12 protein-coding genes are annotated in these 13,197 nt (G+C 33.9%); 2 read left to right on the top strand and 10 right to left on the bottom strand.

Going from position 1 to position 13,197, the window contains the following annotated elements; all coding sequences use genetic code 11:
- The first annotated feature begins 5 nt into the window (after positions 1 to 5).
- A complete protein-coding gene (locus E0W69_RS20615; protein ID WP_225321459.1) occupies positions 6 to 326 on the top strand; it encodes a hypothetical protein in 321 nt (106 codons plus the stop codon).
- Here the strand turns inward: E0W69_RS20615 and E0W69_RS08780 are convergent.
- Both E0W69_RS08780 and E0W69_RS20465 read right to left on the bottom strand, forming a co-directional pair.
- Positions 310 to 696 (bottom strand): restriction endonuclease subunit S domain-containing protein, encoded by a 387-nt coding sequence (locus E0W69_RS08780; RefSeq protein ID WP_131329706.1) that lies wholly within the window; start codon positions 694 to 696, stop codon positions 310 to 312. The genes E0W69_RS20615 and E0W69_RS08780 overlap by 17 nt on opposite strands.
- Positions 689 to 1,120: a hypothetical protein gene (locus E0W69_RS20465; protein ID WP_191968016.1), complete on the bottom strand. Its 432-nt coding sequence runs from the start codon at positions 1,118 to 1,120 to the stop codon at positions 689 to 691. Before E0W69_RS20465 ends, E0W69_RS08780 begins: the two co-directional genes overlap by 8 nt.
- A 157-nt stretch (positions 1,121 to 1,277) precedes the next feature.
- Between E0W69_RS20465 and E0W69_RS08770 the strand changes: the two genes are divergently transcribed.
- Positions 1,278 to 1,904 (top strand): master DNA invertase Mpi family serine-type recombinase, encoded by a 627-nt coding sequence (locus E0W69_RS08770; RefSeq protein ID WP_131329705.1) that lies wholly within the window; start codon positions 1,278 to 1,280, stop codon positions 1,902 to 1,904.
- Between the two features lie 759 nt (positions 1,905 to 2,663).
- Here the strand turns inward: E0W69_RS08770 and E0W69_RS08765 are convergent.
- The 8 genes from E0W69_RS08765 to E0W69_RS08730 form a co-directional block, all read right to left on the bottom strand.
- Positions 2,664 to 4,007 (bottom strand): TolC family protein, encoded by a 1,344-nt coding sequence (locus E0W69_RS08765; protein WP_131329704.1) that lies wholly within the window; start codon positions 4,005 to 4,007, stop codon positions 2,664 to 2,666.
- A 42-nt stretch (positions 4,008 to 4,049) separates the two neighbouring features.
- Positions 4,050 to 4,337, bottom strand: coding sequence for a putative HlyD family type I secretion protein (locus tag E0W69_RS08760; RefSeq protein WP_191968015.1), 288 nt, complete (start codon positions 4,335 to 4,337; stop codon positions 4,050 to 4,052).
- Between the two features lie 182 nt (positions 4,338 to 4,519).
- Positions 4,520 to 5,266, bottom strand: a complete 747-nt coding sequence (gene istB, locus E0W69_RS08755; RefSeq protein ID WP_131329702.1) for an IS21-like element helper ATPase IstB — start codon at positions 5,264 to 5,266, stop codon at positions 4,520 to 4,522.
- Between the two features lie 50 nt (positions 5,267 to 5,316).
- Positions 5,317 to 6,858 carry an IS21 family transposase gene (gene istA, locus E0W69_RS08750; protein ID WP_225321483.1) on the bottom strand — a complete coding sequence of 514 codons (1,542 nt, stop codon included), beginning with the start codon at positions 6,856 to 6,858 and terminating at the stop codon, positions 5,317 to 5,319.
- 181 nt (positions 6,859 to 7,039) lie between these two features.
- Positions 7,040 to 8,131, bottom strand: coding sequence for an HlyD family secretion protein (locus E0W69_RS08745; protein ID WP_131329701.1), 1,092 nt, complete (start codon positions 8,129 to 8,131; stop codon positions 7,040 to 7,042).
- 18 nt (positions 8,132 to 8,149) lie between these two features.
- Entirely contained in the window at positions 8,150 to 10,384 is a 2,235-nt protein-coding gene (locus tag E0W69_RS08740) for a peptidase domain-containing ABC transporter (RefSeq protein WP_131329700.1), read from the bottom strand.
- Between the two features lie 12 nt (positions 10,385 to 10,396).
- Positions 10,397 to 11,404: a lanthionine synthetase LanC family protein gene (locus tag E0W69_RS08735; RefSeq protein WP_131329699.1), complete on the bottom strand. Its 1,008-nt coding sequence runs from the start codon at positions 11,402 to 11,404 to the stop codon at positions 10,397 to 10,399.
- Positions 11,405 to 11,417: 13 nt separating this feature from the next.
- Complete coding sequence (locus tag E0W69_RS08730) at positions 11,418 to 13,157, bottom strand: galactosyltransferase-related protein (protein WP_131329698.1); 1,740 nt, start codon at positions 13,155 to 13,157, stop codon at positions 11,418 to 11,420.
- Between the last annotated feature and the right edge of the window lie 40 nt (positions 13,158 to 13,197).

Raw genomic sequence — 13,197 nt, 5'->3', positions numbered from 1 at the left:
CATTTATGATAACAGGAACACATATCTCATTTTTAACAGCATTTTTAAATTCGTCAATATTTAAATATTGTTTTATTGACAACTTTCCTGAACTCCAAGGAGGTACTCGAGAAATAAGGAAAATTTTTTTAGATAAAATTCCAGTTATTAGAGTTTCAGATAAGATAGATTTTGATTTCCAAAAACTGGTTAATGAACAACAAAACTTAGTTGAAAAAAAAATTTCAACTAAAGAAATTGATCTTGAAATTGACAAAAAAATATTTGATTTATATGCACTGACAGAAGAAGAACGAAATGCCATAGGATTTATAGAGATTCTATAAATCCTATCTCCTCTATAGTTAATTGCAAGTCTTGATAAATCATATTATCAATTTTTAATACAAGCATCGCTATATCTTTTTCTTTAAATTGTAGTTTCACGATCTGCCGTACAATACTCTCATATTCGTTTTGACGATTTTTTGAAATAACGGGTACCTTCAATTGCTCAATGGTATATTTTTTCCATCGAACTGTTCCCACTCCTGTTGTTGTTCCTATTTTTGAGAATAGATGTTCTGATATTTTTGAATTAAGAAATCCAAGTAGATAAAGCAAAGACGGCCCTGTCATAAGAAAAGTAGTGGCTTCAGTGGTAAATAATCCATCCAGATCAATACAAAATTTTGTTTTGTCCGATATTTCACCCACACGATTTTCTGTTTAGAGAAATCGTCCCAATAATTAATAGGTTCTTGCATCCAACTCCACCATGGACGCTTAAACACTTTAGTAGTAGAATTATCGCCCAATTGCCCTCAGCTCTATATTGATTAAGATGCCTGTAAATTGCAGGATAATTAGAAGGAATATCAGTCTCCAATCTTGCACAAATTACATACTTATCAGCATAGTCGTATCCATATCTCTTTATGTCTCTGCCGCGTAAAATCGGTCGTATTATTTCTTCACATTTTGGATCCTGTTCTATGAGTTCCTTTCTTTTAGATCCATCTATAATAAAGGCATCATTTAAACCAGTCTTTATACCATAATTGATGGATATATCCCAATCCTTTAAAGGAGTTCCAACTTTTTCAATTTTAGTTTTTATCTGCTGCTCGATGGAAGACAATATTACCCAGCTTTCATGTTGCTGAAATTGGCATATTATAGCGTGTTGTCTAATAAAAACGCTCATTTAATGTATAAAAAAAATGTTTAAGTTTTAGTTATACAATTTTGGTATATTTTAAACAAAATAATTTTCATTAAATTAAACAGATTAACAGATGATTTATGGCTATATCCGTGTAAGTACGGATCAACAGACTGTGGAGAACCAACGTTTTGAGATTAATCGTTTTTGTGAACAACATGACTGCGTAGTAAGTAAATGGATCGATGAAACGATTTCCGGCACCAAAAGATTAGAAGAACGCCGATTAGGTAGACTACTTAAAAAAATGAAGAAAGATGATATATTGATTTGTGCTGAATTATCAAGGTTGGGGAGAAATCTTTTAATGATTATGGGTATTCTCAATGAATGTATGCAAAGAGAAATAAAAGTTTGGACTATAAAAGATAATTATAGACTAGGAAGTGATATAAGTTCTAAGGTATTAGCATTTGCATTTGGCCTTTCAGCGGAGATAGAGCGAAATCTTATATCTCAAAGAACCAAGGAAGCTTTGGCAAGAAAAAAAGCCGAGGGTGTAATTCTTGGCCGTCCTAAGGGACGTAAATCACTACGTACTAAATTGACTGGGCAGGAAAAGCATATCAAAGAATTGCTCCAAAAGAATGTTTCATATTCAGCAATAGGTCGAATTTTAGGTGTCCACAGATTGACGGTGTCAACTTTTGTAAAAGATAAACTTACTGCATTGGAATTAACTAAACTTCACACTAAATAAATTTGGCTCACAATAAAAATTATAAGCTGTAAAAGTTATTTATCAATCAATAACACAGCTTATATTTTCAATCTATTTGATGTTAAATTTTTTACTAAAAGCAAATTCTCAATTTACCAGTTAAATTTATGGTTATCTGTTTCGAAATAATATGTTGGATAAAAAAAGAAAATAAACTGCCTCGGGGCAGAGCCCACGAGGTATTAGTGAACTATATTTTATAATTCGAAGTAGAGCTTCGGGGAATTGTACCCTCAGAGATTAAACTATTTCAACCAATTAAAATATCCTAAAAATGTAAGTATAACTGTAAGTATAAAAAAATAAGCATTGCAATCTATTGATTATCAATGCTTAAATTGTATGCAAGTGATCCCGCTGGGAGCAATACTACAAAAATTAATCCCGTGAATATTAGTTACTTAAATATTAAAAAAAAATCTTTGCTAACCGAAATGCTAACCTTTTTTTTACTCTATCAAAAATAATCAAAAAAAGTACTCTAACATAAAAATAAATCCCATGAAATGAAATAAAATAAAATATCACAATTTAAAACTAACATAATGGATACCCAGTTTCCAAGGATTTTGAATGTCAATTATTTAAAAAATCCTTAAATTTTTCAATCACGAAATTCACATGTCTGAAGAAGTCTATATTAAATAAATTTGGTGAGCCGTTTTCAAAAATAACACACTACCACTGAATTAGATTAACTTGAAAAATAATTAAAGATTTTATAAATAAATAGACGCATTAATTATATCTATAATATAATAATATTTTGTTTGAAAATATATAGTTATAGTAAGCATTAATATAATTTATTCTTGCTTGGTATAATGTGTTTAAAGATGTTAAATAATCAGACAATGTAGATTTTCCGATTTCAAATCTCTTTTGTGACATAGTATATCCTTTTTCAGTTGCTTCAAGTGTCCGTTTATTAGACAAATAAACCGATAAGTTTGTACTTGCTATATTATAAGCATTATATATATCTTGCTTGAGCTGTTGATTATCACTCTCATTTTGGAGTTGCTGTATTTTTATTTGTACAATTACATTTTTATAATTATAATAAGCTGATTTGTTGTTAAAAATCGGGATACTTAACGAAAGTCCTACATACTGATATAAATTGATATTCAATAATTGATTAAAATATCCATAAGGTTTTCCATAACTGTTGGTATAAGCATTGGAGTAGTTAGAAGACATTGACGCACTGGAAGAAAGTGTGGGGTAAAAACTAGCCTTGGAAATAGCTTTTTGATAACTCAAAGCTTCCAATTTGGCTTTGTCTTCTTTTTGAAGAGGCTGTTTTGTTTTAACAACGTCATAAATAGATTCTGGATTTTCGAGAATTGGGAGTTGATTTTCTATGACTGTGTCCGACTTATTTATTTCAAAGCCTTCTTTAGGGTCTATACTCAACAAAAGAATGACTTGTAATTTAGCTTGTTGAATGGCGGATAATTGATTAAAATAAGTAGTGCTATCTGACGATAATTCTGTAACTATCTGAAGTCGGTCACTTTCAGGCTTTTTACCATAGTCTACCTGTTTAGTTGTTATATCAAGCTGTTGTAACGTAAGACTGATCTGTTGTTGAGATATTTCCAGTTGCTTTTCCGCAAGTATAATCTGAAGATAGGCTGCTGTAATGTTAAGCTTCAAATCATTTTTGAGTCTTTCAGTTTCCAAACTTGCTATTTCCACATTTTTACGATTGTACTTAATTTTGTTTTTAACTGAGAACCAGTTAAATAGTGTTATCCCAGATGTAAAACCCATACTATTGTATGTGATATGTGTATTTGTATATGTATTGGTGGTGGGATCAATGGATCGTCCAAACTGAGATGCAAGTGATGAAGAAAAGCTAAGTGTTGGAAACCGGTTATTACTAGACTGTTTGTAGGTATTTTCCATCGTTAAGATTTGCATTTTAGCAGAATTAATGGAAAGATTATGCGAATATGCATAATTTATGCAACTGTCTAATGTCCATGACTTTTGGGACTTTCCTTCTAATGTGAAATAAAAAAGAGAGATTATTGCAAACCAGTATTTTATAAAGTTTTGTATTCTTAGCATATCCCAATTTCGTTGTTCAATTCTTCTACAAACATCAAAAAGTTATTTATTGTTAAGACTCATTGCTTTTGTAACGTTATAATATAATCTGTTTAATAAACTCATATCCTTTGTTATAATCAATGCATCTGCCTTTAATCCGTCTTTGTACGAAAGTTGTTGGTGTTGGCTTGTAAGTAATCCATTATCCAGTCTTACAATACCCAGATAACCACTATCTGATATTACTCTAGATATATATGCAAGCCTACCATTTACGACACCTTTTTCCTGATAAGGATAGGCATCAAAGCGTAATTGCACTTCCATACCAGTATCCGCTTTTCCCAAATTATTTTGAGGGAGATATAGTGTAAAAACCGATGAAATTGCCCCCCTAATACCAAAATTAAATTGACCCCCTAAAAAACGCTTTCGAAGAAGCGTATTTTAGTATCCAAATGTGGCCCGATTATTTTCCAAAGAACATGTTGTATTTATAGTGCAAAGTTACTAAATCTATATCAGCCCAATTAGGACTGTATTTTCTTTTTCTTTCTTAGGGATTCACCATATAGTTCGATACGTATCGCTTGGTGTACGATTCTATCCAAAATTGCATCCGCTACCGTTTTCTCGCCAATGATATCGTGCCATTTTGCCACGGGTAATTGAGAGGTAATCATTGTAGATCTTTTACCATGTCGATCCTCAATGATATCCAACAGCAGATTCCTTGCTGCCGCGTCTAGCGGTTGTACACCAAAATCATCCAAAATGAAAAGCTGTGCCTTTTCTATTCTGGCAAGTTCTTTTAAATGAGCCCCTTCGGCTTTGGCAACTTTTAGCTGTGCCATTAATTTGGAAGTCGTGGCGTAATAGACTTTGTATCCCAGTATACAAGCTTGATATCCAATGGCGGAAGCAAGAAAGCTTTTTCCTGTACCGGTACTACCGGTAATAAACACATCGCTTGCCTGATCGATAAAGCTACCCTCCAAGAGTCTTTGTACGAGATTACGGTCTAAGCCACGATCTCCTTGATAGTCCAACTGCTCTGGTTGGGCATGGTAACGGAAGCCTGCATTACGTATGGATCGTTGTTGAGCCCGGTATCTGCGATCCTCCCATTCTGATTGTATGAGAAAATGAATCAACTCATCTTGCGTATAACTGGGACCACTGGAGCCATCCTGTTCGATATAGGTTTTAAAAGCACTGACCATACCACTGAGATGCATGCTGCTCATTTTGTCTAAGCATTCTTTGTTTGTGTTCATAATTGTTGTTTTATTTTTATTATGGATGATGGATTTTATTTTTTAAACGGTTATTGGTAATACTTTCCACCGCGTATATTGTCATGTTCTGGCATAGAGATACCCGTCTGACTTTGAGGTGTATCTTCGTCCATAAAGTCCGCCTTGGATTTCAATATTTTTTCTATAATGCCATAGTTGTAGATACCAAATTCATGGGCTCTTTTGCAAGCATTGACGAGCCTGGAAGCACCTACTTTTCTACCGATATTCAAGATCCCTTGGCAAGCACGTAGGTTCTTGTCAGGGTATTCTGGCCGCGCCAATACTTTTTCCAGATACCGCTTCAGGTCCTCTGAGATCGCCTCTGCTTGCTGTAAAAAAGCTTTAGGATCCCACATGGACGCAGCCCCCGATTGCCAGCTGGCTAAGTGGGCAGGATCTTGTACGTATTTTTCTTTTTGGTAACTACGTGCGTGCCTGCAGATAAGCTCACTTCCTATAAAGAGTTCCACGCGGGTACTACTATATAGGATCTTTATTTTTTTACCAATGTATTTATACGGAACGCTGTAATAATGATAGTCCAGTGCCACGTATCCATTTTTACCTACGGTGGTGATACGGCTATCCAAAGGGTCGTATCGGTAGGCGTTTAAGGGCAGTAAAGTATCTTTTTCCAACGTCTCAAATTGCTCCCTGCGACTAGGTAATCCAGAGCTCATCGGATGGTTGTTATGTCTTTCCAAATGAAGAGCAATGGCCTCATTGAGGTTGTCCAAGGTGTGATATACACTTTTGTCTATTTGGGTAAATATGGAAGTGTAAATCAGTTTTACAGCCCCTTCCACCAAAGCTTTGTCTTTGGGACGGTAGACTCTGGTGGGGAATACATGCGTTCCGTAATGAGCCGCAAATGCGGCAAAGCTTTCATTGACCTTGGACTCATAACGTCCCGGTTTACTAACGGCAGATTTCAGATTGTCAGGGACGATCGCTTCAGGTACTCCACCAAAATAATGGAGTGCCGACTCACAGGCATCTATAAAATCTTCTTTTTTCTGACTAGCCACCGCTTGTACATAGGTCAATTGACTACATCCCAATATTGCCACAAATACTTCTACGGCTGTAATGGCTCCTGTATTAGGGTCTGTGATATAGAGTTTTTTACCCGTAAAATCGATATACATCTTATCGCCTGCCTTATGTACCACCCGAAGAGATGGACGGATCTTGCCCATGTATAAATTGAGATAATCCATAAAGCGAGAAGATTTATAGCCATCTGGATAAAGTTGTTTGTACTGCTCATACAACATCCATTTGGTTACGCCTCTGTTTTTGCGTAGTTGACGGACATAGTCTGCCAATAAGGGCTCGAGCGCCTTACTGCGCTGGCTGGGACTCCACTGTGGTCGCTGAGCTACACCCAATAGCGACAGCAACTGATCATCGCTCATCGCTGATAATTGGGTACCATCATAACCACTACCACGTAGTAATGCTAGGTACTTCTTAACCGTATTGCGCGATATTCCTACGCTGGCACTGATATATTTACTTCCCCTGCCTTCAAGTGATAGCCGTATCAATTGTCTAATCTTGTACATTTCTATTGTTCTGTTTGCCATCGAAAATCACCATTTGATGTAGTGGTAACTTCCGAGTTTTTACGCTACAATACAACATAGACTCCTAGATTTTTTAGGGGGTCAGTATTCTTTGGAAATAGGGGGTCAATTTAATTTTGGCGAATGGGGGTCAGTTTGAATTGGCGGAACGGGGTCACTTTCATCGCCTATTCCAATATAGTTCCGCAAATAATTTGTTGTTGTCTGTAGCAACATAACCTATTGTTTTATCTGATTGCAGGTATTGATTTTGCTGTATTGGCTTTGAAAAGTTAATAGTACCATCCACCGGAGCGATAATGATATATTGTTTTATCCAAGTGTCTAAAGCACTTTTTAGCGTTTGAAGTGCCTGTTCCATTGTAATACGCTGCTGTATAACATCATGATCAAGTTGTTCTAAATCTTTCAGTTTTGAACGTTGCTCATTTTGATTGGAAAGTAGACTGGAATTAGTTTGAGGAAGCGTCATTTGTTTACTTAGCAGTGTACTTTGATCTTGTCGGTATTCTTCTGCCGATATTATTTTAGCATCAAAGAGTTTTTTGTTCATTTCATAATTTTCGTGTTCTAACGCATTGTCTTGCTCTTGAATTTTCCGCTGCTGACCTAGCGCATTATTCATTTTCTTTAATGCACCTAAATCCTGCTCCAGCATATTCTTTTTCCTATTGTAAAATCCATTTACATAATAGTCGTTAAACTGTTGTAATGCAGTTATAAAGGTCTGATAAGCATTTTGAACTTCTCCTAATTGATTATATGACTTTACAAATAGCTGGGAGATTTCGCAATACTTATTCTCTGTTAATAGTTGATCTGCTTTTGAAACTTGCTTAAATAGTGCCAACATCTGATTAACATCTGCAACACTTTCAATATAAGCTATAGTTGCTCTTTTTTTGACATGCTGTCCATTTGTTACAAAAAGTTGGGTAATTCTTCCAGACTGGTTAGGAACAATTTCTTTAGGGCCATCTTGTGATGTGAGCGTTGCTCTTACTTGAATAATATCAGGATAATGTATAAACCAAGAAGTTGCGAATAAAAGTAACAACACACATAAAAATATCCATAATGCCCATCTTTCTACTGGACTGCTTTTATGCTCAATAATTTCTTGTGCATCTTCGGATCTTAAAGTCATAGAAGAAGTAGAAGATTTTGTGCTTGCGGAGTTGTGAGATGCTGTATGTTCGTTTTCTACTTCAATCAATCGTTGATCTATTTTCTCGAAATCTTTGCTCGGCATTGTACTGATTGTTGTTGTTTAGTTTCCTAATTCCAATTGATTTTTGACCAGCTCATAATAATACCCTTTGATAGAGGTAAGATAATCATGCGTACCCTCTTCTACTATATGCCCTTTCTGTAATACGACAATCTTATCCGCATTTTTAACTGTACTTAATCTATGAGCAACAATAACAACTGTTCTACCTTGAAAAAAGCGATCCAGATTCTCCACAATCTCTTTTTCATTATTTGCATCCAGAGAATTAGTGGCTTCGTCAAAAAACAAGTATTGAGGGTCTTTATAGATTGCTCTAGCTATTAAAAGCCGTTGTTTTTGACCTTGACTAAGTCCAGTGCCTTCACTTCCCAGTTTTGTATAAAATCCGTTTGGTAAAGACTCAATAAACGAATAAATATTAGCCGTCTTACAGCTATAAATAAGACGATCTATGTCAATATTATCTTGTCCAACAGAAATATTGCGCGCAATTGTGTCGTTAAATATATAACCATCTTGCATAACAGCTCCACATATACTTCTCCAATAAGAATGTTTAATGTGGCTAAATCTTAACCCCGTAGTACTATCTTGGCTATCCATATCATCTCGTTGAATAGTCACAGTATTGCCACCTATAAAAATATCTCCGTTATACTGCTCATATATTTTAAGTAGTAATTTAAGTAAGCTAGTTTTACCACTACCACTGACTCCTACAATAGCAGTAGTCTTACCGGATGGGATATATAGATTAATTTGCTCTAAGACATTTTCATTTCCTGCTCCTGGATAGGAAAAACTTAAATTTTCTATGGATATGCTTTTATTAGAGGGAAGTAAGGAAGTGTAGGTTCTTTCCAAGATTTCTTCATCCGCAAGACTATGTACTTGATTGAGTCGCTCCATACTTATTTTAGCATCCTGTGCAGTTTGTACAAAACCTACCCATTGGGCAACAGGCCCACTCATTTGCCCAATAATATATTGGACTGCTAACATATTTCCGAGTGTCAATTTACCATCAATGACTAATTTTGCAACTATAAAGCTAATGGTAATATTTTGAACTTGATTAATTAATGTTGCTCCCGCCGACTGCCACTGACTATAATTTAAACTCTTGAAACCAAGTTTAAATATAATTGCTTGGATATTTTCCCATTCCCAACGCTTTTGCCTTTCTGCATTATTAAGCCGGATTTCCTGCATCCCCTGTATCATTTGAAGGGTAGCATTGTTTTCCTTAGAAGAAATATGAAATGTTTGATAATTAATTTTTCTTCTGATTCGTAAAAATAACTGTACCCAAGAAAAGTAAATGATACTACCTATTAAGAATACAAAAAATAGCTCTACGCTATACATGAGTAATACAAAAGAATAAACTATAAAATTCACTGTGGAGAAAACGGTACTCAATGCTGTTCCTGTGAGGAAACTTTGTATGGTTCTGTGGTCACCTATACGTTGTAAAGTATCCCCTGTATGATGTGTGTCAAAATAAGATAGAGGCAGACGCCCTAGTTTAATCCAAAAATCAGATAGTATTTGGATGTTGAGTAGATTAGAAAGTCGCAGCAAAATCCTACTACGTATAAAATCAATAATCGTTTGGCTGAATATTAACATTAGTTGTGCCATCAACACAATTACTAGGTATTGCAGATTGTGTGTATTAATCCCTGTATCAACTATACTTTGTGTTAAAAATGGAAATATGAGTTGCAAAAATGAAGATACTAGTAGCGCAACGCAAACTTGGGCAACTTTCCCCTTACTACTGTATAAATATTGAAGTATCAGTTTCCAACTCAGTTTTTGTTCTGAATCACCTTCTTGTTCATAAAATCTAGGAGTTGGCTCCAGTATTAATGCTATCCCTTTCCCATTATGAATATCTCCAGTCAACCAGTGGGATTTAAATTCTTCAATAGATAATGTGAGTATTTTTTTTGCTGGATCAGCAATACTTGCATGGTGCTTATTTAAGGCAGTTAGTACTACAAAATGTTCTTGATTCCAATGTAATATAGTAGGATGTTGTACTTCTTTCAATTGATCTAAAGTTAGTTGAATTCCGCGCGTTCGAAAACCAATCTTTTCAGCAGTATCACTAATACCAAGTAGTGTTACACCTTCCTTGTTAAATCCCATTAATTGATGTAAAGAATCGGCACTAAAATGTTTGCCATAATGTTTCGCAACCATGCGTAAACATGTGGGGCCACAATCCATCGCATTTAATTGTTTGTAGTACGAAAAGGACATTTATAGGATGTATTATCTTAATATTAATAAGGATACGGCAGTGTCAAAATCTATGATATTTTGAGTGGCTAGATGATATATAAAAAATTTCCCTTTTATATTTGTTAATGTAGAATTACTGTAATTTACATTCTCTAAAGTAGCAATTTGATTATCTAGAATCATACTACTAAGAATAATGTTTCCAGATAAATAATTGACATCCTTTTGTTTAAGCATGTCTTTAAAATAAGAAGCATATTTGATGCCTTTTTGTTGCCAAAAATTCAATTGATGATTTTTACCTGCCAAATAAAAACAGCTGGATAAAAACAAATAATCATCAATCTCTGTCACCTCTATAGAATTAAAATCTTCGTCACCTATATTTTTATCTATTATTTCCATAATAAAATTCATTGCGCCGTATAAAGTATTTTCAATTGTCGGTTCATTTATTTTTGTCCACAAAAAATTACTCAAAAAGTAAATAACGTGTCCCAAATTAATTACATCATCAGATGATAATTTTTTTTTATGGAAAATGGCGTTTTCACCACAAAGGTGTTCGTATAAATCATCCGTTAATAAAACGAGACATTCTTCTTGAAATATATTTTTCAATCGATGTGTACTCGGATTTTTGCTTCTATATCGACTCCAAAAGAAAAGGATTTTGCCTATGGTTCCTCTTGCTAATGAAATATTATTATCCGAAGAGTATATTACTGATTTATATAAAGTATTATCTATATCTTCCAGAACTTCGTTTGTGTTAAATTCTAAAAAACCATTTTGAACTATCCACTCAACCATCCAACCTATACCAGCTAAGCCATCTGAAAAATTAAGACGCTCCATTGAGTCTATATTATCACTAATAATATCAAGCGACTGCTGTGCCCGCTGCTTATTAATACTCTCGCTATCACATTTTGATAATAAAAAGAGTAGAATAGATTCCCCTCCAATCCCATCAAACAATCCTATATGGTCATTTTGCATTATTTTAATCTCGTTCGCTGAATCTAATTGAATCATAAAATTAATTTTATTACTTTGCCCAATTCCATGTTTCTATGTAATTTTCCAAATCTTTTTTTCTCATCCTACAAATTTTTAGGTATTCTTTCATAAATTGAATTCTATCATGACTGCTTTTGTAATATGAATTATCAAAGCGTTCATGAGGTAAGTGATATAAATTCCCCTCATTTTTTTTTACTCGATAACCTAAGCTTTTCATTCGTTTTAATCGTTCTAAATCTTCTGGCCCCCAGCTAGTTATTTTTTCATTATCCATACCAGCGTTTATATATTTTTCTCTGTCAATGCAAATAGCTCCACCACATGATCTTTTTGCTCCTTTAATAAATTTATTTACATGCAATTCAAAAAGTTCAGCTTCTAATATTTTTCCGAACATCTCTTTGGATAGACTATCAACACTCACACATGAACCATCGTACGGATAAACCATATCATATTTACCAGCTCTTAACATGTCAATAGCCGCTATAAATTGTTTTATAGGAATGACTATATCTGTGTCATGTATAATAATAAAACTTGAGGTTGATTTTCTTATCAAAAAATTATTGATTCTGGTATGAAACAAGTTTGGATTATCATCACAGATGTAAGTATATAAGCAATCTTTTGATAATAATTCCGGATCTATTTTTTGTTGCATATCTGATTCCGCAATTAATATTTTTGTTTTGAAATATTTTGATAAATAATTAGTTACATAAAGCAGATTTTCCATTCTGCTTGTAGAATCTATTCTTACTGGGATTAAGATGCTTACATCCGAAAAATTAATTCTTTTTTCATCCAAATTCTTTCTATATTTTTCTATCAATTCTACAAGAGGATAACTACAATTGTCTTTTCTAATATTTTTTAAAATACTATCATAGTAAGGAGAGTATTTAACAAAATTCGTTTTGCGGAAAAACTGTTTTTCTTCTTTTTTAAAACTTCCTGAATAATGCAATATTTTCTTGTTATGCCATTGTATAATATTATCTTTTGCCCAACAAAATTCTAATTCTTTACTTATTTTTGTTTCATATCCAAATAGCCAAGCATTCCATAGAACCGCCCACATGTCGGCACACCAAGCCTGGATACCACGATATTCGCTTATCCTCTTCTTTGTCGACATATACAACCCCGCAGCATTATGATTATTGTATAATTGCATTAAACTATATAAGGCTTCACAATCGTTTTCTACCTTTTCCCAGAACGTTGTAGTTGTATTTTTGATAATATACTGTGCTCCTCCACAATTAAAATCATTATTTTCTACTACCGCTTTTTTAATTCCAACAACATCACACATTTTTGTAAATAGTTCTTCGCCGCCTAATTGTTTTATGTAATTACTGTCGAGATAATTGCGGGTATCGGAGACATACCAATAATGCCCTTTAACTAGATTTTCAAAATCAGGTAAGTCCCGAAAAATAATATCCGTATCATAATAGAAAAATGGGACTTGCTCTAGATATGGATAGGTTGTCAAATGTTGCTTTAATATGTGCGGACGTATAGATGAAAGATAATTTTTAGATTTTCGACTATCGGGATAAATAAAAAATAGTGCGTTATCTTTTTGTTGTTCTATCAGAATAGAAAAATAGTCTCTCAGACCTCGCCTGCAGTCATAACCAATAAGCACATGAATATTCTCTGCAGCAACACCTAATTGTTGAAAATTATATAGTTGTAACTCTAATTGCCATATAAAATAAAAATCGTCTGGAACTACGGTAATATAAAACATAATTTTTTTTTGCAATCAATTTCTGAATAATCCTGTATTA

This window comes from Rhizosphaericola mali, from assembly GCF_004337365.2.
Lineage (GTDB): Bacteria > Bacteroidota > Bacteroidia > Chitinophagales > Chitinophagaceae > Rhizosphaericola > Rhizosphaericola mali.
The sequence above is the reverse complement of the archived record's forward strand: the minus strand, read 5'-3'. Positions and strand labels throughout refer to the sequence as shown.

Excerpts from the sequence above, each read along its gene's own strand:
- istB (WP_131329702.1), bottom strand. The coding sequence starts at position 5,266 with ATGAACACAAACAAAGAATGCTTAGACAAAATGAGCAGCATGCATCTC.
- E0W69_RS08740 (WP_131329700.1), bottom strand. The coding sequence starts at position 10,384 with ATGTCCTTTTCGTACTACAAACAATTAAATGCGATGGATTGTGGCCCC.
- E0W69_RS08745 (WP_131329701.1), bottom strand. The coding sequence starts at position 8,131 with ATGCCGAGCAAAGATTTCGAGAAAATAGATCAACGATTGATTGAAGTA.
- E0W69_RS20615 (WP_225321459.1), top strand. The coding sequence starts at position 6 with ATGATAACAGGAACACATATCTCATTTTTAACAGCATTTTTAAATTCG.
- E0W69_RS08765 (WP_131329704.1), bottom strand. The coding sequence starts at position 4,007 with ATGCTAAGAATACAAAACTTTATAAAATACTGGTTTGCAATAATCTCT.
- E0W69_RS08730 (WP_131329698.1), bottom strand. The coding sequence starts at position 13,157 with ATGTTTTATATTACCGTAGTTCCAGACGATTTTTATTTTATATGGCAA.
- E0W69_RS08735 (WP_131329699.1), bottom strand. The coding sequence starts at position 11,404 with ATGATTCAATTAGATTCAGCGAACGAGATTAAAATAATGCAAAATGAC.
- istA (WP_225321483.1), bottom strand. The coding sequence starts at position 6,858 with ATGTACAAGATTAGACAATTGATACGGCTATCACTTGAAGGCAGGGGA.
- E0W69_RS08770 (WP_131329705.1), top strand. The coding sequence starts at position 1,278 with ATGATTTATGGCTATATCCGTGTAAGTACGGATCAACAGACTGTGGAG.